Source organism: Nocardia sp. NPDC057668 (assembly GCF_042799795.1).
Classification (GTDB): domain Bacteria; phylum Actinomycetota; class Actinomycetes; order Mycobacteriales; family Mycobacteriaceae; genus Nocardia.
In genome coordinates this window covers 779,907-799,517 of sequence record NZ_JBHVIC010000002.1, presented here as the reverse complement: position 1 = coordinate 799,517, position 19,611 = coordinate 779,907, and the positions used below count along the sequence as shown (strand labels likewise).

Annotated in this window: 19 protein-coding genes; 10 read left to right on the top strand and 9 right to left on the bottom strand. The window is 69.5% G+C overall.

Annotated features, from left to right (window positions below; all coding sequences use genetic code 11):
• Positions 1–13: 13 nt before the first annotated feature.
• Both ACFVBH_RS16460 and ACFVBH_RS16455 read right to left on the bottom strand, forming a co-directional pair.
• Positions 14–865, bottom strand: coding sequence for an Abi-alpha family protein (locus tag ACFVBH_RS16460; RefSeq protein ID WP_354985191.1), 852 nt, complete (start codon positions 863–865; stop codon positions 14–16).
• The gene (locus tag ACFVBH_RS16455; protein ID WP_354985190.1) at positions 862–2,163 is read right to left on the bottom strand and encodes a hypothetical protein; all 1,302 of its coding nucleotides are present in this window, start codon (positions 2,161–2,163) and stop codon (positions 862–864) included. Before ACFVBH_RS16455 ends, ACFVBH_RS16460 begins: the two co-directional genes overlap by 4 nt.
• A gap of 384 nt (positions 2,164–2,547) precedes the next feature.
• Here ACFVBH_RS16455 and ACFVBH_RS16450 point away from each other — a divergent pair, with 384 nt between their 5' ends.
• Positions 2,548–3,441 carry an Abi-alpha family protein gene (locus tag ACFVBH_RS16450; protein ID WP_354985189.1) on the top strand — a complete coding sequence of 298 codons (894 nt, stop codon included), beginning with the start codon at positions 2,548–2,550 and terminating at the stop codon, positions 3,439–3,441.
• A 116-nt stretch (positions 3,442–3,557) separates the two neighbouring features.
• Complete coding sequence (locus ACFVBH_RS16445) at positions 3,558–4,073, top strand: nuclear transport factor 2 family protein (protein WP_354985188.1); 516 nt, start codon at positions 3,558–3,560, stop codon at positions 4,071–4,073.
• A 22-nt stretch (positions 4,074–4,095) separates the two neighbouring features.
• Here ACFVBH_RS16445 and ACFVBH_RS16440 read toward each other — a convergent pair whose 3' ends face one another.
• Positions 4,096–5,721: a peptide chain release factor 3 gene (locus ACFVBH_RS16440; protein WP_379002305.1), complete on the bottom strand. Its 1,626-nt coding sequence runs from the start codon at positions 5,719–5,721 to the stop codon at positions 4,096–4,098.
• Between the two features lie 193 nt (positions 5,722–5,914).
• Positions 5,915–6,487, bottom strand: coding sequence for a TetR/AcrR family transcriptional regulator (locus ACFVBH_RS16435; RefSeq protein WP_379002304.1), 573 nt, complete (start codon positions 6,485–6,487; stop codon positions 5,915–5,917).
• Positions 6,488–6,645: 158 nt separating this feature from the next.
• Here ACFVBH_RS16435 and ACFVBH_RS16430 point away from each other — a divergent pair, with 158 nt between their 5' ends.
• The 3 genes from ACFVBH_RS16430 to pth all read left to right on the top strand — a co-directional run bounded on the left by ACFVBH_RS16430 (position 6,646) and on the right by pth (position 8,769).
• A complete protein-coding gene (locus tag ACFVBH_RS16430) occupies positions 6,646–7,314 on the top strand; it encodes a lysophospholipid acyltransferase family protein (protein WP_379002303.1) in 669 nt (222 codons plus the stop codon).
• 231 nt (positions 7,315–7,545) lie between these two features.
• Positions 7,546–8,163 carry a 50S ribosomal protein L25/general stress protein Ctc gene (locus ACFVBH_RS16425; protein ID WP_379002302.1) on the top strand — a complete coding sequence of 206 codons (618 nt, stop codon included), beginning with the start codon at positions 7,546–7,548 and terminating at the stop codon, positions 8,161–8,163.
• A gap of 24 nt (positions 8,164–8,187) precedes the next feature.
• A complete protein-coding gene (gene pth, locus ACFVBH_RS16420) occupies positions 8,188–8,769 on the top strand; it encodes an aminoacyl-tRNA hydrolase (RefSeq protein ID WP_354985184.1) in 582 nt (193 codons plus the stop codon).
• A gap of 73 nt (positions 8,770–8,842) precedes the next feature.
• Here pth and ACFVBH_RS16415 read toward each other — a convergent pair whose 3' ends face one another.
• On the bottom strand, positions 8,843–10,489 hold the full coding sequence (locus ACFVBH_RS16415) for a fatty acyl-AMP ligase (protein ID WP_379002300.1): 1,647 nt from the start codon (positions 10,487–10,489) through the stop codon (positions 8,843–8,845).
• A 112-nt stretch (positions 10,490–10,601) separates the two neighbouring features.
• On the bottom strand, positions 10,602–11,774 hold the full coding sequence (locus tag ACFVBH_RS16410; RefSeq protein ID WP_379002810.1) for an aminotransferase class V-fold PLP-dependent enzyme: 1,173 nt from the start codon (positions 11,772–11,774) through the stop codon (positions 10,602–10,604).
• A gap of 123 nt (positions 11,775–11,897) precedes the next feature.
• Between ACFVBH_RS16410 and ACFVBH_RS16405 the strand changes: the two genes are divergently transcribed.
• From ACFVBH_RS16405 to ACFVBH_RS16385, 5 genes are all read left to right on the top strand, one after another.
• The gene (locus tag ACFVBH_RS16405; protein ID WP_379002298.1) at positions 11,898–13,439 is read left to right on the top strand and encodes a glutamate-cysteine ligase family protein; all 1,542 of its coding nucleotides are present in this window, start codon (positions 11,898–11,900) and stop codon (positions 13,437–13,439) included.
• A 352-nt stretch (positions 13,440–13,791) separates the two neighbouring features.
• Positions 13,792–15,132 carry an ergothioneine biosynthesis protein EgtB gene (gene egtB, locus ACFVBH_RS16400; RefSeq protein WP_379002297.1) on the top strand — a complete coding sequence of 447 codons (1,341 nt, stop codon included), beginning with the start codon at positions 13,792–13,794 and terminating at the stop codon, positions 15,130–15,132.
• Positions 15,133–15,334: 202 nt separating this feature from the next.
• Positions 15,335–16,276: a class II glutamine amidotransferase gene (locus ACFVBH_RS16395; protein WP_379002295.1), complete on the top strand. Its 942-nt coding sequence runs from the start codon at positions 15,335–15,337 to the stop codon at positions 16,274–16,276.
• The gene (gene egtD, locus ACFVBH_RS16390) at positions 16,273–17,244 is read left to right on the top strand and encodes an L-histidine N(alpha)-methyltransferase (protein WP_379002293.1); all 972 of its coding nucleotides are present in this window, start codon (positions 16,273–16,275) and stop codon (positions 17,242–17,244) included. The genes ACFVBH_RS16395 and egtD overlap by 4 nt, the downstream gene beginning before the upstream one ends.
• Before the next feature lie 54 nt (positions 17,245–17,298).
• Entirely contained in the window at positions 17,299–17,697 is a 399-nt protein-coding gene (locus ACFVBH_RS16385; RefSeq protein WP_379002292.1) for a hypothetical protein, read from the top strand.
• 12 nt (positions 17,698–17,709) lie between these two features.
• Here the strand turns inward: ACFVBH_RS16385 and ACFVBH_RS16380 are convergent, their stop codons facing one another.
• From ACFVBH_RS16380 to ACFVBH_RS16370, 3 genes are all read right to left on the bottom strand, one after another.
• Complete coding sequence (locus ACFVBH_RS16380; RefSeq protein ID WP_379002291.1) at positions 17,710–18,345, bottom strand: DUF2461 domain-containing protein; 636 nt, start codon at positions 18,343–18,345, stop codon at positions 17,710–17,712.
• A 9-nt stretch (positions 18,346–18,354) separates the two neighbouring features.
• Complete coding sequence (locus ACFVBH_RS16375; protein WP_379002289.1) at positions 18,355–19,074, bottom strand: hypothetical protein; 720 nt, start codon at positions 19,072–19,074, stop codon at positions 18,355–18,357.
• 103 nt (positions 19,075–19,177) lie between these two features.
• The gene (locus ACFVBH_RS16370) at positions 19,178–19,495 is read right to left on the bottom strand and encodes a hypothetical protein (protein WP_354985175.1); all 318 of its coding nucleotides are present in this window, start codon (positions 19,493–19,495) and stop codon (positions 19,178–19,180) included.
• Between the last annotated feature and the right edge of the window lie 116 nt (positions 19,496–19,611).

Here is a 19,611-nt window from a genome sequence, read left to right as displayed (position 1 = left end):
TCGAGAAGGCTGGTCAGCCGTGCTGTTCCAGCGCGGTCCGATCCAGGGCCGGAACCGGCAGGCAGGTGCGCACGAAGCCCGCGCCGAACGAGGTCAGTTCGATCGTCCGGTACAGCACCTTGGTGCCGAATCCGGCGCGCTTGAGCATTTTCCGGACCTCGGGCAGCGCTTCGAGCAGCTGATACCGATTGGGATTGCCGAGCGGTTCGCGCGCGATGTCGATCAGCCCGAGCCGGTCGAGATTGGTCAGGTACTCCTGCACCCGGTTGGGGTAGCGCAGCGCGGCGTCGTCGCCCAGGAGATTGAATTCGCCGCCGGATCCGGTGCGGCCGGTGCGGACCACCAGGATCGGCTGCGGGCCGTCGAGATAGAGGAATCGAATGATGCGGGCCTCGTCGGGGGCCAGCTCGCCCAGGATCCGGGCGTAGGCGGGGTGGTGGCGGGACTCGTCCTCGGCGTGGAAATCGGCCGAGCGTCTGAGCAATTCGGCGCCGCGGGCGCGCAGGACGGTGGCGGGGGCGATCTCGGGAGTGATCTCGGCGGCTCGAGGCACGGGCACCCCGAGCGCCTGTCTGACCGAATGTCTCACCTGCGCATGGGCTTCGGAGAGGATGTCGCGCGGCGGCTGACCGGCGATGCTGCCGCGCAGCACGACCGAGGTGACCCCGAGCGCGGTGCTCAGGCCCCACGCACCGGCCTCCACCGCGGCGGTAACCGCCACGCGCACCACGCCCGTCGCGGTGCGCACCGGTCCGGCAGCGGGCTCGCGCGCCGGCACCGGTACCGGCAGCGGCGCGTTCCGGCGCACCAGCAGCTCGGTGGAGGTATCCGCGGGTTCCGCGTCGCCCGAGTCGGATTCGGTCATATCCATGTGGTAGCCACTCCTGTTCCGAAGATCAGGAGGTGAGCGTAACCGGCGAGCAGCCCCAGCGCGCCGCCATGGACAAACAAGAGCCATTCATCTTGTTTGATGGCCGATCGCAGCATGTCGACGAACTCCGGCGGGGCCAGCGCCGACATTTGTTTGGCGATGTAGTCCTGGACCTGTTTGCCCTGCTGCACATTGAACGCCGGGTCCGCGAAGGCGATGGGCGCGATGTTCATCGCCTCGGAGGTGAAGCTGTCCTGCAGCGAGTCGTATTCGCGACTGCCCAGCATGAACTTGACCGCACCGCGCGCGGGGCCGAGCGCCCGGTCCGCGGCCGGTTTGAGGGTGTCCTGCAGCATCTGCATCGTGCGGTCCGAGCGCGGGCCGTTGAGCAGTTCGTCGCCGATGTTCGCGACGGTCATGACCTGGCTGGCGACCATCTCCGCGTAGCCCTCGGTGATCTCGGGCTGCCGCTTGATGAGCAGGCCCTGCCGCCACGGGCACCACCACTTCGGATACGCGGGAGCGAAGATCATGTTGATGCCGACCCAGTTGACCACCCAGCCGATGACGATGCCGCCGACCGGCAGCACCACCAGGGCCGACCAGCCGGTCCAGTGCAGGACGCCGACCAGCAGCAGGCCCATGGGCGCGCCGAAGTAGAAGCCGAAGTTCTGCATGAAGCGCAGTTCCTTGGCCCCCAGCACCTGGAAAAGGCTGTTGAGGAGTTGCGGCCGCGCTTGGAAGTAGCGAATGACCATCTGCTTGACGTCCAGCAGTTGATCGATGTTGTTGCCGAGTTCGTCGGTGAGTTCGCGCAGAATATCGGGCAACTGTTCGCGAACTCGGTTGTGGACCATGTCCCGAATACCGCTCGGGAGGTTGTACCAGAGTTGCGGATGTTCGCGCCGCAGGATGTCCTCTACGATGTCGCGAATCTGAGTTTCCGCTATTTCAGTCAAGTGTTCAGCAAGCTTGTCGGGTTCGAGTTCGCGATAGAAATCCGCGACACTCCCGAGTTTCGCCAAACCTTTATCAACGGCAATGCTCGCCATCTTGTCCGCGCGGGACGGGACGATCCCCTGCCAACCCATCCGCCCGTCGTACTGCAGCAACGGCAGCACCTGAATCCGCTTGGGCAGGTAGGGAAACAGCGCCGCCAACCCCGGCAGCCGGAACCCGTGAAACCGGATCGGCTTGAACAGCATGAGCACGCCGGTCCAGTTGGTGATGTACCCGATGACCCCTGTGAACAACGGAATCGTGAGCAGTTCCAACAATATTGTCGGGTGCACTCCGAAGACACTCTCTAACAAGTTCACCCTCCTGCCGACCCGCACCCGGAACCGCCGCCGGCGTACGCACCCCTCGGCGCCTCGGACCTTACTGTGAATTCAGGAAGCGAGTCCAGCGTGGCGCTGTCTGAGTCGGAGATCTCGGTCACACTGGGCTGTCCCGATGTCCCTGTACTTCGGCGTGGGCACAACAATGGCGGGAGCCACATCCATATCCTCTGCGGTACGGGGGTGTCAGGGGTCATGCTCAGCGCGTGTAGCCGTCCTCGCACCGGGTAGCCTTCGGGTGGCTTGTCCGGGTCAAGATTGTCCGGTTCGAGGTGCTCGGGGGTCGGGCGGCGGCAATAATCTGTGGACGGTTAGTTCACCTGGCGATATTCGGAGATGGACGTGGCAGACGATAGGACCGGCCAGGACGTGGTCCGCCCGGGTTCGCGCGCCGTGGAACGCAGCTCGGATGTGGAGCAGCGGCAGATCAGCAATGAGGCGCGCCTCATCCGAGGGGCCTTCCGGGCCGCCGGGCTCGCGGTCGGCACCGCCGTGCGCGGGACCGAGTGGGCGGTCGGCACCAGTGTCGAGATCACCAAGCAATTGACTCAGGCGGCGCTGGACGGCGATTCGTCGGCCGATATCGCCGAGCGCACGGGGGCGGCGCTGCGTTCGATCGCCAGAAGCGCGCTCGGGGTCACCGAGGGTTCGGTCCGCGAGATCGTCAGCTACGTGCCGACCCCGGTCGGCGGGCCGAGCCATCCTCAGCCCACCCTGAACGGGAGCAACGGCCTGGTCCGCTCGGCATCGGGCGCGGACCTGCGCCGGCGCGGCGACGCGCTGCTCGCGCGCTCGGCCGACGTGTACTTCACCGAGGACGTGCACCCGGCCTACGACCGGATCCTGGATCAGCTCGCCCCGGACGAAGCGCGCATCCTGCGTTTCATGGCCCTGAACGGCCCGCAGCCCTCGGTGGACGTCCGCACCAACCGGCCGCTGGGCATCGGCTCGGAGCTGGTGCAGGGCGATCTGACCTCGGTGCCGGAGCAGGCGGGCGTGCGTTACCCCGATCGCGCCCGGCACTATTTGATCAACCTCAGCCGGCTCGGGCTCACCGCGACCTCCGACGATCCGGTGTTGCTCTCGCGCTACATGGTGCTCGAGGTGCAGCCGGTGGTGGAGTCCGCGCTCAAGAAGGCCGGCCGAGTTCCCAAGATCGTGCGAAAGAGCTTGCGCCTCACCGAGTTCGGCGAGGATTTCTGCACCACCTGCTTCACCATCAACAGCTGAGGGCGCTCGCGCCCCGGCGCGATCCGGGGCGCGAGCGTGCGCGGCTTATAGCAATACGGTACAAATCTGCGCTAAATGGGGCGGTATCGCACATCCCTGATGGGATTGTGGGAGGCATGGATTCCGATGCGGTTGCCGCGATCAGCCGGCTGAAGTTCCGGTATCTGCGTGCCCTGGACACGAAATCGTGGGAGGAGTTCGCCGACACCATGATTCCGGAGGCGACCGCGACCTACAGCGAGTACCTCCAATTCGAATCGCGCGACGCGTTCCTGGCTTTCATGCGCAACACCCTGGGCCCGCACGTGATCACCGAACACCGCTGCGACCACCCGGAAATCGATATCGCCGGCGACAAGGCCACGGGCACCTGGTACCTCGCCGACACGGTCCTGATCCCCGGCCACAACATGCTGCTGCGCGGGGCGGCCTTCTACACCGACCAGTACGTCAAGTGCGATGACGGCAAATGGCGGATCGCCCACACCGGCTACGAGCGCACCTACGAGGTGGTCCTGTCCCTCTCGGACCTCCCGAGCCTGCGCCTGACCTCGAGCCGCTGGGGCCTGATCGCCCGCGACCCCGCCGACGCGCCCCGCACCGACCCCGAATCCACCGGCACGATGGGCTGATTCGCGGGGTGTGCGCCCCGGCTCAGTCGGTGCCGGCGACCAGGTGCTCGAGGGTGAGCTTCGGGAACTCCTTGAGGATGTACTGCAACCGCCACTTGTCGCTGAACAGCGCCAGGATCGCACCGTCGGTGCGGGTGAAGACCTCGACCCCGCGCTGGCGATCGAGCTCGGCGGCCGACTCGGCGTCGGTGCGCCGCGCCAGGCCGTAGGGGAGGCCGTCGAGCTGGGTCTCGACGTTGAACTCGCTCTTCATGCGGGCCGTCACGACCTCGAACTGCATGGGTCCGACCGCCGCGAGCACGGGCGAGGCGTCGCCGCGCATGTCGTTGCGCAGCACCTGCACCACGCCCTCGGAGTCGAGCTGGTCGATGGCCTTGCGGAACTGCTTGTACTTGCCCGCGCTCTGGGCGCGCAGGGTCGCGAAATGCTCGGGCGCGAAGGACGGGATCGGCGGGAACTCCACCTTCTTGTCCACGAACAGCGTGTGCCCGGGCGCCAGGGCGGTGGCGTTGACCAGGCCGACCACGTCGCCCGGGTACGCGGTGTCGACGGTCGTGCGCTCGCGGCCGAAGACGGTGAGCGCGTACTTGGTGGCGAAGGGCCGCCCGGTCTGCGCGTGCGTCACGACCATGCCGCGCTCGAACTCGCCGGACACGATGCGCATGAACGCGAGCCGGTCGCGGTGCGCGGTGTCCATGCCGGCCTGCACCTTGAAGATGACGGCGCTGAACGGGTCGGTGATGTTGCGCGGTTCGCCCTTGACGTCGACGCGCGCGGCGGGCGCGGGAGCGAGCTCGATGAGCGTCTCGAGGATCTGGCGCACACCGAAATTCAGCATGGCCGAGCCGTAGATGACCGGTGAGGTGTGCCCGGCCAGGAACAGTTCCTGATCGTGGTCCTGCCCGGCGGCCGAGAGCAGTTCGCTCTCCTCGACCGCGGTCTCCCACACGTCGCCCTCGCGTTCGGCGGCCTGCTCGGGGGTGTAGCGCTCCTCGGGCGCGATGGTCGCGCCGCCCGCGGTGCGGGTGAAGTGGATGTATTCGGTCGGCGCGCCCTCGGCCCCGCGCCGCAGCAGCCCGCGGAAATCGCCGGCGATGCCGACCGGCAGGAACAGCGGGGTGGGGGTCAGGCCGATGCGATCGGTGATCTCGTCGAGCAGTTCCAGGGGCGCCTGGCCCGGCCGGTCCCACTTGTTGATGACGGTGATGACCGGGATTCCGCGGTCGCGGGCGACCTGAAAGAGCTTGAGCGTCTGCGGTTCCAGGCCCTTGGCGGCGTCGATGAGCATGACCGCGGCGTCGACCGCGGTGAGCACCCGGTAGGTGTCCTCGGAGAAGTCGGAGTGACCGGGGGTGTCGACCAGGTTGATGACGCAGTCGCCGTATTCGAACTGCAGCGCGGTGGAGCTGACGGAGATGCCGCGCGCCTTCTCCATTTCCATCCAGTCCGACACGGTGGACTTGCGCCCCGCCTTGCCGTGGATGGCGCCCGCCTCGGAGATGACCTTCGCGTGCAGCGCCAGCGCCTCGGTCAGCGTGGACTTACCCGCGTCCGGATGGGAGATCACCGCGAAGGTGCGCCGCCGGGCCACCTCGTCGGCCACTCGCCCCGAATTGGGGGTGGTCGCGCTGGCAGTCGGGGAACTCACGGGAAACTCCTTCGCAGACGGCAACCGAACCAGGGTACGCGACACGCTCCCCACCCCCACCAGCCGGTTCCCCGGTCGCACGCGGTCGATGGACGGGGTCGCGTGGCCGCCGCACCCGACCCCGCACGATATCGACCGGTCGCGCGACCGGCATCTCGATTCGCGGTGGCGGGCAGTGGTTCGTGAGCGGCGCTCAGGGGGTGCCGAGATGCCTGGTCACGGCCTGCGTGACCAGCGCGGACGGGTCGGCGCCGGGCGCCACCGCCTCGAGGCTGCGGGTGGCGACGACGGTGGCGATGCCGTGGAAGTGGGTCCACAGGCTCAGCGCGAGTTCGTTGACCTGCGCCCGGGAGCGGCCGGGCGCGGATTCGCCGACCAGGTCGCGCCAGCGGTGGAACATCGGGAGGGTCACGGTGGCCCGGAGGTTGCCGCCCGCGCCCTCGAGGAGGTCGTGCCGGAACATGAGCGCGAACATCTCCGGACGCCGCGCGGCGAAACCCACATATTCCAGGCCGGAGTCGGCGACGCGCGCCCGGGCCGATTCGCCCTGTACCGCAGCGAGTCTCGTGCCCAGTTCGATGTATCCGCGCGACGCGATAGCCGCCAGCAGCGCGTTGTGGGTCGGGAAGTAGCGCCGGGGCGCGCCATGGGACACCCCGGCTTCGCGGGCGATCGCGCGCAATCCCAGTTGCGCGGCGCCGGTTTCCTCCAGCATCGCGACCCCGGCTGTCACGAGTCGTTCCCGCAGCGGCTCGACCACAGTCATGCCCTCATCCTCCCGTGTCGCCGAACACGTTCGCGCAGGGGCCTATACGGGTGTTTCGCCGCTGTCGGCCACCCGGCGCGTTTCGCGGTAGACACTGTCTACACCCTCGTGTAGACAGTGTAGACAGTGTCTACGAACGATTTCGGGGAGGCGTATATATGTGGTACTGGTTGTTGAAAAACGTGCTGGTGGGTCCGGTGCTCCGGATCATGGGCCGGCCGAAAGTCGAAGGGCTGCACAATATTCCGGCCGAGGGTCCGGTGATCATCGCGGCCAATCACCTGGCCGTGGTCGATTCGCTGTACCTGGCGCTGATCCTGCCCCGGCGCATCACCTTCATCGCCAAACAGGAGTACTTCACCACCGGCGGCTGGCGCGGCCGGGTGAACAGGTGGGTCATGAACGCCACCGGGCAGGTGCCGGTCGACCGCTCCGGCGGCGCGGCGGGCGGGGATTCGCTGGCCGCCGCGGTCGGGATTCTGGAATCCGGCGGCATCTGGGGCATCCACCCCGAGGGCACCCGCTCCCCGGACGGCCGCATCTACCGCGGCCGCACCGGCGTGATCCGCGTGGCCATGCGGACCGGAGCGCCGGTCGTTCCGGTCGTGCTCTCGGGCACCGATAGGGTGAATCCGCGCAACCGGCGGTTCCTGCGGCCGGCGAAGGTGCGGATCGCCATCGGGCGTCCCCGCTACTTCGTTCCGGCCGATCGGCACGGGGTGCGCCGCGCGACCGACGAGCTCATGGCGGATCTGGTGCGCCGCTCGGGCCGGCCCTATGTGGACTGCTACGCGGCGACCTTCGCCGAACGCGCCGCGGCGGCATAGCTCGAGGTAGGGGCGGTGTAAAGCGGTTCCGAGCGCGTGTTAGAGTCTTCGGGTTGTCTCGGCGAGGGTGCGACACCCCCAAATGTCCACCGTGATCGACGCGGCTCGGCTTATTCGGCCGTCCATGTTGGTCTTCGCCCGACGAGCAGACCAAAATTCGCGCCAGGGCGGCAAGATCCCCTGGCCAGCACGCTGACATCAGCCCGGACGAGCCCGTAGGAGTAGACAGTCATGTCCGACGCCAACCTTCTCGAAACCACCGTACGCACCGAGTTCGGTAAGGGTGCCGCGCGTCGTACCCGCCGCGACGGCAACGTTCCCGCCGTGCTGTACGGCCACAACGAGGAGCCGCAGCACCTCTCGATCAACGCCCGTGAGTTCTCCGCCATCCTGCGTGAGCACGGCACCAACGCGATCCTGAACCTGAACATCGGCGGCAAGAAGCAGCTGGCGATGACCAAGTCCGTTGTCGTGCACCCGATCCGTCGGTACATCGAGCACGCCGACCTGCTGATCATCCGTCGTGGCGAGCGCGTCACCGCCGATGTGCACGTCGCCGTCGTCGGCGAGGCCGCCTCCGGCACCCTGGTCACCCAGGACGCCACCGTGCTGTCCATCGAGGCCGACGCCCTGAAGCTGCCCGAGTCCATCGAGGTCTCGATCGAGGGCGCCGAGCCCGGCACCCAGATCCTGGCCGGCGCCATCGAGCTGCCCGAGGGCGTCACCCTCGCCGGTGACCCGGAGGCCCTGATCGTCAACGTCATCGCCGCCCCGGCCTCCGCGCAGGAGACCGAAGAGGCCGCCGCTGCCGCCGAGGAAGCCGCCGCCGCCGAGGAAGCCGCCGAGTAATTCGGCCCCTCGCAACGGTTTTCGATGACCGAGGCACACGCCGGGCCCGCGCTCGTGGTCGGACTGGGTAATCCCGGAACCGAATACGAGCGCACCCGGCACAATGTCGGTTTCCTGGTCGCCGATGTGCTCGCGGAGCGCGTGGGCGGCCGTTTCACCGTGCACAAGAAGTCCGGTGCGGATCTACTGGAAGCTCGTCTCGACGGGCGCAAGGTATTGATCGCCAAACCGCGCAGCTATATGAATCTGTCCGGGCGGCCCGTGGCCGCGCTGGCCAAATTCTTCTCGGTGCCCGCCACCGAGGTCATCGCCGTCCATGACGAACTGGATCTGCCGTTCGGCGTGATCCGGCTCAAGCAGGGTGGCGGCGAAGGTGGTCACAACGGACTGCGCTCGATGTCGCAGGCTCTGACCACCAAGGACTATCTGCGGGTTCGTTTCGGAATCGGACGGCCCCCGGGCCGCCAGGATCCGGCGGACTTCGTGCTGAAACCCTTTTCCGCCGCGGAGCGCAAGGAGGTTCCGGTGATCGTGGAACAGGCCGCGGACGCCGTGGAGACACTGCTGCGGGTCGGTCTGGTCGACGCCCAGAATCGGCTGCACTGAGCCGCAACGGCAGACGAGACAGCGTGCCCCCGTTCGATTTTCGGACGGGGGCACGTTCGCGTCCGGGGCCCGTTCAGCCCAGCTGCTGGATGGTGGCCGAGCGGCGCAGCTTGCCCGAGGAGGTCTTGGGCAGCGCGCCGGGCCCGAGAATGGTGACGCTGCGCGGGCGCACGCCCACCTCGGAGAACACCGCGTGCACGATGTCGTGTTCGATGCGCTTGACCTCGTCCGGATTCTGATGGTCGTTGCTCTCGGCGACGACCGCGAAACTCTCGCGTTTCTGGCCCGCGTCCAGGCGCACCGCGACCGCGTTGCCGGGGCGAACGCCCTTGACGCGCAAGGCCGCCCGTTCGATATCGGTCGGGAAGATGTTGCGCCCGCCCATGATGATGACGTCCTTGATGCGCCCGCACACCACGACCAGGCCGTCGTCGGTGAAATACCCGATGTCCCCGGTGTCGAGCCAGCCCTGCGCGTCGAGCGCCGGGGTGAAGCCGTCGACGGTGACGTAGCCGGAAGTCACGGCGGGGCCGCGCAATTCGATGACGCCGACGCTGCGCACCGGGAGCGGCTGCCGGTCGGCGTCGACCACCCGGCCCTCGAGATTGTCGACCAGGTAGCCCAGGGTGGGCAGGCGGCGCAGATTGCCGTAGTGGTGTTCGGGATGGCGGACCGGCACCGCCTTGCCTATGGCCTCGAGCAGGTCGGCGTCGACGATGTCGAGCACCTGGCCCAGGCCCGGATCCGGAATCGACACCGCGAGCGTGGTTTCGGCCATGCCGTAGACCGGGGTGAGCGCCATGGGGTTGAGCCCGAAGCGTTGTCCGGCGGTGGCCAGGGCGACCATGGTGTCGGCGTCCACCGGCTCCGCGCCGTTCCACATGTAGCGCACGCTGCTCAGGTCGAAGGCGTTGTCCTCGGCGTTGCGTAATCTGCGCGCGAGCAGGGAGTACGCGAAATTCGGTGCGGCGGTGACGGTGCCGCGGTATTTCGAGATGAGCTCGGCCCAGAGAATGGGCCGCAGCAGGAAGTCCATCGGGGTCACGCACACCACTTCGGCGCCGAATTGCATCGGCACGCTGAGGAATCCGACCATGCCCATGTCATGGAACAGCGGCAGCCAGCTGATCATGACGTCGTCGTCGAGCTGGAACTTCACGCGATCGAACATCGCGTAGGCGTTGACGAAGAAGTTGCCGTGCGTGATCCGCACCGCCTTGGGCGAGCCGGTGGAGCCGGAGGTCAACTGCTGCAGCGCGATATCGGCCTCGCCGGTCGGCAGCGGGTCGATATCCCGGCCGCCGCGCAGGGTGTCGATGGTGACGACGGCGATGCCCCGCTCGGCGAGCAGGGGCGCGGCGGCCTCGAAGGGCGCGCCCAGGATGACCGCCCGCGCCTCGATCATGCGCAGCACGGTTTCGGTGTCCCGGGCCCAGACCTGCAGGTCCGTGCGCGGGGTCGGCTGATGCAGCATGGTGATCGACGCGCCCCGCATCCACACGGCCTGACAGGCCGGCGCGATGTCCACCGGCATCCCGGCCAGCACCCCCACCGCGTCCCCGTGCCCGATCCCCGCGTCGGCGAGCCCACCCGCCATAACTCTGGCGATCCGGTGTATTTCTCCCCAGCTCTGCCGCAGCGGCGCGTCCGGCTCCCCGGTCACCAACCCGTGCCCGGATGTGCGAGCGGTTGCATACATTTCGTCGGTGAAGCGGCTCACGATCGACTCCTCAAACGCTGGCCAACATGTCAACTATCCCGGCCCCCGCACCGCCCTGTCGACCGTTTGAAGTTTTCCGCCGCACCGTGCGCCGCCGGCCCCGTGCGGTGCGTCAGGGCAGGGCGGCCACCGCGTGGCGGAAGCGGTCGAGATCCTCGAAGCTGACGAAAGCGTGCGGAGAAGCTCGGACCACGGCGGGTAGCGCGCGGTCGGTCATGTCGAGCAGGGTCGAGGAGCGGTGGCTGACGGTCACCGTGATGGATTCGGTGGCGAGGCGGTCGCGGATGGCCACCGGATCGAGGCCGTCGACGGTGAACGAGACGATGCCCGCGTGCTGGGTGCCGCGATCGCGGACGGTGACCCGGGGGATTTCGGCCAGGGTTTTGCGCAGGTAGGCGGCGCGTTCGGCGATGGCCGCGTACACCTCGGCGGGGCCGTTCTCGAGCAGATAGCGCACCGCCGCGCCCAGGCCGAGGCGGGCCGCGACATCGCATTCCCAGAACTCGAAGCGGGCGGCGCCGGCGGCGAGGGTGTAGTCGCCCGGTGCGGTCCAGGCGGCGCTGTGCAGATCCAGGCGCTCGGGTTCCATGGTCGCGGCCAGGCCGGGGCGCACGTAGAGGAAGCCGGTGCCGCGCGGGCCGCGTAGCCATTTGCGGCCGGTGGCAGAGAGGGCGTCGACGCCGAGTTCGGCGACGTCCAGGGGGAGCTGTCCGGCGGATTGGCAGGCGTCGAGCAGAACCAGCGCACCGGCCCGGCGGGCGATGCGGGCGGCTTCGGCGACCGGGTTTACCAGTCCGCCGTTGGTCGGAACATGAACCAGGGACACCAGTTTCACGCGCTCGTCGATCATCGCCGTCAGGGCGTCGAGATCGAGCTGCCCGCTGCTGTCGCTGGGCACGGCCTCCACGACCGCTCCGCTGCGCCGGGCGCGCTGCAGGGCCGCGATGGCGTTGCTGGCGTAGTCCGCGCCCGAGATGAGAATGCGGTCGCCCGCCCGCAGCGGTACCGAGTAGAAGAAGTCGGTCCAGGATCGGCTGGCGCTGTCGCTGAGCGCGATGCTGCCGGGATCGGCGTTGATCAGGGTCCCGATGGCCGTCTTGACCGCCGCCAGATCGTCGAGCCGCTCGTTGGCCGCGCGGTAGCCGCCGATCTCGGCCTCGCGCCGCAGATGGTCGATCGCGGTGTCCACCACGATCCGCGGCGGCAGCGAGGAGCCGGCGCTGTCGAGGAAAACCTGGCCTTCGCAACCCGGGGTATCGGCCCGCAAGCGGGAGATGTTCACCATGTAATCGACCATATCGGTTGGTGTGTTCTCCATTTCGTCAGATTTCTTGTCGGAATGGGTCGCTATTCTGGTTGGGGTCGCCGTGCGTCCGGTCGGCGGCGGTTCGGGTGAGTGGAGGTTGGTATGGCGATCACGACGTCTCCTGCCGGTTTGCCACGAGTTGCCGGGCCACCGGCCCCGGCGGGCGCCGAGCACACCGGCCGGGTGGCGCGGGCCCCCGGGAGCGAGTTCTCCTCCAGAGCCGCGGCCGAGGCTTACGTCGGCAAGGTCTGTTTCAAGCAGGGCCCACCCGCGCTGATCGGCGCCGAACTCGAGTGGCTCACCGCGATCGGGGAGCGTTCGCCGTCCGCCCCGCGTCCGGAGTTGACCGTGCTCGCCGACGCACTCGGGCCCTATGCGCCACAGTCGATTTCCCCCGCGTCACCGGCCCTTCCGCTGCCGGGCGGGAGCCGGGTCACCATCGAACCCGGCGGTCAGATAGAACTCTCCAGTGCCCCGTTCGGCGCCGCGGCCGAACTGTGTGAGCGCTTGCGGGCCGATGCGGCCCACCTCCGGGACCTGCTGTCGACCCGGGACATCCACCCCTTCGCCCTCTCGGCCGACGCCCATCGCCCGCCCGAGCGGCTGCTCCAGCTGCCCCGCTACTGCGCCATGGAGAAGAGTTTCGCGGGCATCGGCCCGTTCGGCGCGCTGATGATGTGCAACACCGCCGCCGCCCAGGTCAGTGTGGACGCCGGTACCGATCCGGCCGACATCTCCGCCCGCTGGACCGCCCTGTACGCCATGGGCCCCGCCCTGCTCGCGGCCTTCGCCTGCTCCCCGGCCCTGCACGGTGCGCCACCGGGGGAGTGGGCCTCCCAGCGCATGCGCGCCTGGCTCCGCCTGGACAATCAGCGCACGCGCCCGCCCGTCCACCACTGGCCGGACCCCATCACCGGCTACGCCCGCTGGGCCCTGGACGTACCGCTGCTGTGCGTACGCCCGGCCCCCGCCTCGAACCACCCGGCCGCCGCCGTGGGGAACGGACACGCGGATTCGGCCGCCCGGAACGCGTCGCGCTCGAACGGCTCGCGCCCGGGCGCCGCGTCGGCGTCGAACGGCTCGCATCCGGGTGGCAGGGGAGCTTCGAACGGCACGAACGGTGTGAACGGGCCGGATTCCGCCGGACGCGGCGCCGTCGTCCCCTCGACCGGCCCCGCCGTGGCGGACTGGTCGGCCCCGCCCGGCGCGACCTTCGCCGACTGGCTGTGCGGCGCTCTCGACGAGGAGATCGGCCGCCGTCCCGACCGCTCCGACCTCGACTACCACCTGACCACCCTGTTCCCCCTGGTCCGGGCCTCGGGCCACCTGGAGGTCCGCTATCTCGACGCCCAGCCCGGCGACACCTGGACCACCCCGGTCCACGTCTTCGACGCGCTGCTCTCCACCCCAGAGGTCGTCCGGGAAGCCACCACCCTCGTCGCCCCCACCGCCGACCTGTGGTCCGAGGCCGCCCGCCACGGCCTCGCCGACCCCGAAATCCGCACCACCGCAACGGCCCTGCTGGAACTGGCCGCCGCGCACGCCCCCACCCCCACGGCCGCAACGGAATTGGCCGCGGCGGCCGCCCGCTGCGCCCGAGGTATCGGCCCCACGGAAGGGCACGGACCCGAGGCCGGACGATGAGCCGGCCCCGGCCCGACGCCCGTGCCGTCGAGCGGCGTCATGCGCCGGCGACCGGTCCCGCCGCGGTGCCGGACCGGCTTCCGATCCACCGTCCGCAGCCGCGGAAGGTGGTGCGACGGGCACGATGCGCCGCCGGAGTTCGCCAGGGACGCACTGCTATTCGAGCAGCGCAGCCCGCCGGTGGGCCGCATCGGCCCGAGCTCGGTTCGTGCGCGGACCACGGCGTTCGTTCGGGCGGGACCGAACCCGTCGCCGCCGCGCGATGCGATGCGCCGGCGGTGACGTCGCGCCCCCGGAATCCCGCGGCGGCGCACCGGCCGCCGCGCACAGTCGTCGAATTCGGAGTTCTCTCATGAGTATTCACTTGCCCGGCACGGATCGGTCGGAGACCGAGCGGCTGCGGGGGCGGATCGCCGAGACCCTCGAGCGGGCGCGAGCCCGGACGGTGGGGCTGGTCGAGTGCGTGGACGAGGCGGAGCTGGTGGCGCAGCACTCGCGGATCATGAGCCCGCTGGTGTGGGATCTGGCGCATATCGGGAACCAGGAAGAGCTGTGGCTGGTGCGTGATGTCGGTGGGCGCGAACCGGTTCGGGCCGACATCGACGAGCTGTACGACGCGTTCAAGCACGCCCGCGCCAACCGGCCAGCGCTGCCGCTGCTGAACCCGCGCGAGGCCAGGGACTACGTGGGCACCGTGCGGGACAAGGTGTGGGATGTGCTCGAGCGCAGTCCGTTACGCGGTGACGCCCTCGTCTCGGGCGGCTTCGCCTTCGGGATGATCGCCCAGCACGAGCAGCAGCACGACGAGACCATGCTGGCCACCCATCAGCTGCGGGCGGGGGAGGCGGTGCTGACCGCGCCCGCGCCGCCGGCGGTGAGCGCGCCGCTGCACGGTGAGATCGTGGTCCCGGCCGGGGAATTCACCATGGGCACCGATGACGACCCCTGGGCGCTGGACAACGAGCGCCCCGCCCACCCGGTGCACGTGCCCGGCTACGCCATCGACATCGCACCGGTCACCAACGCGCGGTATCTCGAGTTCATGGCGGACGGCGGCTACGACCGCCACGAACTCTGGTCCGAGGCGGGCTGGGCGCATCGCGTCGAGGCCGGGCTGGCGTCCCCGCAGTTCTGGCAGCGCGACGGCGGCGGGCAGTGGTGGCGAAGGGTTTTCGGGGAGATGCGCCCGCTGCGCCCGCACCAGCCGGTGCTGCACGTCTGCTATTTCGAGGCCGAGGCATTCGCGACCTGGGCGGGCAAGCGCCTGCCCACCGAGGCCGAATGGGAGAAGGCCGCGCGCTTCGACCCGGCAACCGGCCGCTCGCGCCGATACCCCTGGGGTGACACCGATCCCACCGAGCACACCGCGAATCTGGGCCAGCGCCACCTGGAACCGGCCGACGCGGGCGCGTACCCCGCCGGCGCCTCGGCCCTGGGCGTGCACCAGCTGGTCGGCGACGTCTGGGAATGGACCTCCTCCGGCTTCACCCCCTACCCCGGCTTCCGCGCCTTCCCCTACCGCGAGTACTCCGAGGTCTTCTTCGGCGGCGACTACCGCATCCTGCGCGGCGGCTCCTTCGGCGCCGACCAGGTCGCCGCCCGCGGCACCTTCCGCAACTGGGACCACCCCATCCGCCGCCAGATCTTCTCCGGCTTCCGCCTGGCCCGCGACCTCACCCCCGGGGAAAACTGATGCCCCGCCCGGCTCACCCCGACCTGTCGATTCCGTTGCGTGGCACATCGTCTCGGACTCGATGGTCCCGGCGCGCCGGCAATGACGCGCTGCGCCCGCGCCCGGGCTTGCGGCCGGGCGCCGGCGGCTCACCGCCGTGCGAGCGAGGCACCGCGCGCACCGGTGCACTCGAGGGTCGCGAGATCGTTCGCGAGGTGCGCTGATGTGCCGTCACCTCGCCTACCTCGGCCCGCCGGTTCCGGTGGCCGACCCGATCATCCGGGGTCCGCACTCGCTGCGCACGCAGTCGTGGGCGCCGCGGGAGATGCGGGGCGGGGGCACCATCAACGCGGACGGATTCGGGGTGGCGTGGTGGACGCCGGTCCTGCGGACTCCGCCGAACCGGGGACCCGGTGTCGCATGGCACGGCGGGAGCGCGATCGGGTCCGAGTCGACGGGGATCGTCGTCAGCGAATCGGAATCCGAAGTACGGGGCCGAAGTTCGGGCTCCGCGGCGACCGTGCGCACTGGGGAGCCGCCCTCCGCCCCCCGGGGAGCGGGTTCGCTCGGGGTCACGCGCTACCGGAACGCCGCCCCCATCTGGAGCGATCCGGCGGTGGACGAGGTGCTGCCGCAGCTGTTTTCGGGTGCGGTGGTGGCGGCGGTGCGGTCGGCTACGGCGGGACTTCCGGTCGAGCGGGCCGCCTGTGCGCCGTTCACGCGGGGGCGGTGGGCATTCAGCCACAACGGCGCGATTCCGGACTGGCGCCGGGCGCTGACCGCGGTGGCGACGGAGTTCGGCGTATCCGGACTGCTGGAAGCCGAAGCGCTGACCGACTCGGCGGTGCTGTGGGTGATCCTGCACGCGCTGCTGGAACGTGCGGACCCGGAAACCGCGCTGCGGCAGGTGGTTCGGGCCGTGCTGCGGGAAGCGCCGGGCGCGCGGTTGAATCTGCTGCTCTGCGACGGGGAGACGGTGTGGGCGACCACGCGGTATCACTCGCTGGCCGTGCTGGCGGACGGGGATTCGGTGGTGGTGGCCTCCGAGCCCTACGACGACGATCCGCGCTGGCAGCCGATCGCGGATGGGCAATTGGTGGTGGCGCGCGCGGGGCGAAGCACCTCGGCGGCGCTGGATATCGAGATCGAAAGGGCACCTTCATGACTGCTGCGACGCTGGAGATCCATCTAACCGACGACGACCTGACCGCGGCACTGCGGTCCGATGTCCGCCAGGGGCTGACCGCGAGCCCGAAATGGCTGCCGCCCAAATGGTTCTACGACGCACGCGGCAGCGAGCTGTTCGAGCGGATCACCGAGCTGCCGGAGTACTACCCCACGCGCACCGAACGCGCCCTGTTGGAAAGCGTCGTCGGCGAGATCGCCGCCGTCGCCCAGGCCGAGGTTCTGGTCGAGCTGGGCGCGGGTTCGGCGGCCAAGACGCGCCTGCTGCTGGACGCGCTCACCACCGGCGGCCCGCTCAAGACCTATGTGCCCCAGGATGTCTCGGTGTCGGCCCTGCGCGCCTCCGCCGACGAGGTCGCCGCCGAGTTCCCGGGTCTGGCCGTGCACGGCGTGGTCAGCGATTTCACCGCCACCCTGGACAATCTCCCGCGCGGCGGCCGGCGCATGATCGCCTTCCTGGGCGGCACGATCGGCAACCTGGTGCCCGCCGAGCGCGCGCAGTTCCTGTCCGGCGTGCACGATGTGCTCGAACCGGGCGAGCGCCTGCTGCTCGGCGCGGGGCTGGTCATCGATCCCGCGATCCTGGTGCCCGCCTACGACGACGCCGCGGGCGTCACCGCCGAGTTCAATCGCAATGTGCTGCACGTGCTCAACTCCCGCCTGGCCGCGAATTTCGCGCCCGAGAAGTTCGCGCACGTCGCCCTGTGGGACGAGGAGAACGAGTGGATCGAGATGCGCTTGGAGGCCACCGAGGCCATGTCGGTCACCATCGCCGATCTGGACCTGACGGTCGACTTCGCCGAAGGTGAGCGCCTGCGCACCGAGATCTCCGCCAAGTTCCGGCCCGCCGGGCTCGAGAAGGAGCTGGCCGCAGCGGGTTTCGGCACCGAGCGGGTGTGGACGGATCCGCGGGACCGCTTCGCCCTGGTCCTCGCCGAACGTCGCTAGCAAACCGGCAAATCCGGCAGTGGCGGTGCGGCGCGCGCCCTAGGATCGAAGGCAGTGAAGCCGTGGGAGATTTTCGGCCTCTGTCTCGGAGTGGCCGCGTTCTGCATCGCCCTGCCGCTGTTGCTCGGCTGGAGCCGGGATCGCCTGTGGCTGGCGGGCGGTCTGCTCCTGCTCACAGGCGCGCTCGCACTGCTGGTGCTGCCGCTCCCGCACCCGGCCGGATACGTGGACTGCGGTTCGCTCGTGCATCCCCGCAACGCGTGGACGGGCCCGGCGATCTGTTCCGACGGTTCGGACTGCACCGCACCGGATTTCGGCCCCCAGTGCGCCCGGAACCGCACCGAACGGATTCAGGCCACCACCCTCATCGCCGTGAGCGCACTGGGGGTGACGGTGCTCTGCGGCCGCCGGGTGCTGCGCGAATGGCACCGATCGGTCGGTCCGGCTGACTGACCCCGGTGTGAACTACTTCTGCGCGGTGACCGCTGCCAGCCACTCGACCACGGGCCGCAGCTCTTCCCATGCCGATCGCACCCGGGTCGCCGCCTCGGGCCCGGTGAGCCACTCCGGCGCCCCGTACGAGCGGCTCACCACCAGCGTCTTGTGCCGCAGCAGCTCGATTCGCGGGTGATCGATGGCGAAACCCTTGGGCTTGGTCTTGAGCCGATCCCCGCCGACCGTGTATCCCGCCGAGACCAGTTGCGCGAGCAGCTTTTCCAGCTCGGTCCCGCGCACCTCGTCGTCGACGGCGGCGCGCAGCGCGGCGAGCTGCGCGGGCTCGGTCGCGTACTGCCCGCCCGCCACGAACAGTCCGGAGGCGTCGATCTGCACGTACCAGCCGTTGGACGGAGCCGCGTGCACGACCGCGCCCTGACTGGTCTTGTACGGCGTCTTGTCCCGCGCGAACCGCACGTCCCGGTACGGCCGGAAGATCTTGCCCGTCCCGAAGCCGGGTTCCAGTTCGGCGATCAGCGCCTGCATGGGCGCGCGCACCGAGGCCTCCCAGACCGGCTTGTTCGCGGTCCAGAAGGCTTTGGAGTTGTCGGCCTCTAGGTCTTCGTAGAAGTCCAGGCCGGTGAGCGGGAATCCGGTGAAGGGCACCGGACCAGGTTAATTGTCCGTCGGTACCAGCCCGTCGCTGCCCAGCACGATGAAGGCGAAGATCAGGCCGAGCACCATGCAGACACCGCCGGCGATGGCCGCCCACCTGCCGAGCTTCTCGCCCTTGCTGTTGCCGACCAGGCCCAGCACGATGGCCGCGATGCCGAATCCGAACGGGCAGAACAACAGTGCGATCGCGGCGCAGACGAACCCGATGATCGAGAAGACCTGGGTCCCGGTGTGCGGCGGCGGTGCGCCGAACGGCTGATAGGGCTGGCCGGGCTGTTGCGGGTACCCGGGGTACCCGCCCTGCGGCGCGTACGGCTGGCCCGGCTGCTGCGGATACCCCGGATATCCGGGCTGCCCGCCCTGCGCCTGCCCGCCCATCGGCGGATAGTTGTACACCCCGCCCGACGGATACTGATCGCCCTGCGGATACGGCGCACCCTGCGGATACGGCGCACCTTGCGGAGGGTACTGCCCGCCCTGCGGATAGGGCTCGGGCGCACCCTGCGGGTACTGCCCGCCCTGCGGATCCGGATATCCCGGCGGCGGATACTGTCCCGGCGCACCTGTCGGATACGGCTCCGGCGCACCCTGCGGGTACGGCGTGGCGGCCGGTTCCTGCCCCGCGGGCGGCGGGGTCGCGGCCTGCTCCGGCGTCTCGGCCTTCTCCTTCTTCAAGAAGTCTCCGGATCCGGACTGCGGTTCGTTCGGCGGTGTACTCATGCAGCGCCCTCCTATGTAGTGGTGTGAACGCTCTTCATGGGTATCACCCGGCGGGTCCCGGCGCGCAACATCCCGCTCTGCTCGCCGCCCCCGGATGATCGGCTCAGTCGTCGGGCTCGTCGACGATCTCCATGGCCGCGACCTCCGCGGGCCGGTCGTCCTCGGAACGGGTCTCCTCGCGCCGGCGGCGGCGGGTCCATTCCTGGTCGAGCTCGGCCTCGATCCCGAGGCGGCCGGTGTCGTCGTTCTCGCGATTGCGGATGATCAGATCCTCGGGCGGGTCGGCGATATAGCGCTCGTACTCGCGGACTTCGTCGGCCTGGTCGTCGTCGCCCAGGTCGTAGTCGAGGTTTTCGACATCGTCGGTGTCGAGTACCTCGTCCATGAGCTGGTCGTCGTCATCGTTGCGCCGCTCGTCCATCCGGCACCGCCTCTCCTCCGCGCTCCCGTACCAAACCGCTGACTCCGTTCACGCTACCGCCGCCGCCGGGTGGCTTCACCCATTGCCGTCCTTTCACAGCAGCGCGCCCCCGCCGG

Excerpts from the sequence above, each read along its gene's own strand:
- egtD (WP_379002293.1), top strand. The coding sequence starts at position 16,273 with ATGACTGCTGCGACGCTGGAGATCCATCTAACCGACGACGACCTGACC.
- ACFVBH_RS16370 (WP_354985175.1), bottom strand. The coding sequence starts at position 19,495 with ATGGACGAGCGGCGCAACGATGACGACGACCAGCTCATGGACGAGGTA.
- ACFVBH_RS16395 (WP_379002295.1), top strand. The coding sequence starts at position 15,335 with ATGTGCCGTCACCTCGCCTACCTCGGCCCGCCGGTTCCGGTGGCCGAC.
- ACFVBH_RS16375 (WP_379002289.1), bottom strand. The coding sequence starts at position 19,074 with ATGAGTACACCGCCGAACGAACCGCAGTCCGGATCCGGAGACTTCTTG.
- ACFVBH_RS16425 (WP_379002302.1), top strand. The coding sequence starts at position 7,546 with ATGTCCGACGCCAACCTTCTCGAAACCACCGTACGCACCGAGTTCGGT.
- ACFVBH_RS16450 (WP_354985189.1), top strand. The coding sequence starts at position 2,548 with ATGGACGTGGCAGACGATAGGACCGGCCAGGACGTGGTCCGCCCGGGT.
- ACFVBH_RS16410 (WP_379002810.1), bottom strand. The coding sequence starts at position 11,774 with ATGGTGAACATCTCCCGCTTGCGGGCCGATACCCCGGGTTGCGAAGGC.
- ACFVBH_RS16430 (WP_379002303.1), top strand. The coding sequence starts at position 6,646 with ATGTGGTACTGGTTGTTGAAAAACGTGCTGGTGGGTCCGGTGCTCCGG.
- ACFVBH_RS16435 (WP_379002304.1), bottom strand. The coding sequence starts at position 6,487 with ATGACTGTGGTCGAGCCGCTGCGGGAACGACTCGTGACAGCCGGGGTC.
- egtB (WP_379002297.1), top strand. The coding sequence starts at position 13,792 with ATGAGTATTCACTTGCCCGGCACGGATCGGTCGGAGACCGAGCGGCTG.
- ACFVBH_RS16445 (WP_354985188.1), top strand. The coding sequence starts at position 3,558 with ATGGATTCCGATGCGGTTGCCGCGATCAGCCGGCTGAAGTTCCGGTAT.
- ACFVBH_RS16460 (WP_354985191.1), bottom strand. The coding sequence starts at position 865 with ATGACCGAATCCGACTCGGGCGACGCGGAACCCGCGGATACCTCCACC.
- ACFVBH_RS16405 (WP_379002298.1), top strand. The coding sequence starts at position 11,898 with ATGGCGATCACGACGTCTCCTGCCGGTTTGCCACGAGTTGCCGGGCCA.
- pth (WP_354985184.1), top strand. The coding sequence starts at position 8,188 with ATGACCGAGGCACACGCCGGGCCCGCGCTCGTGGTCGGACTGGGTAAT.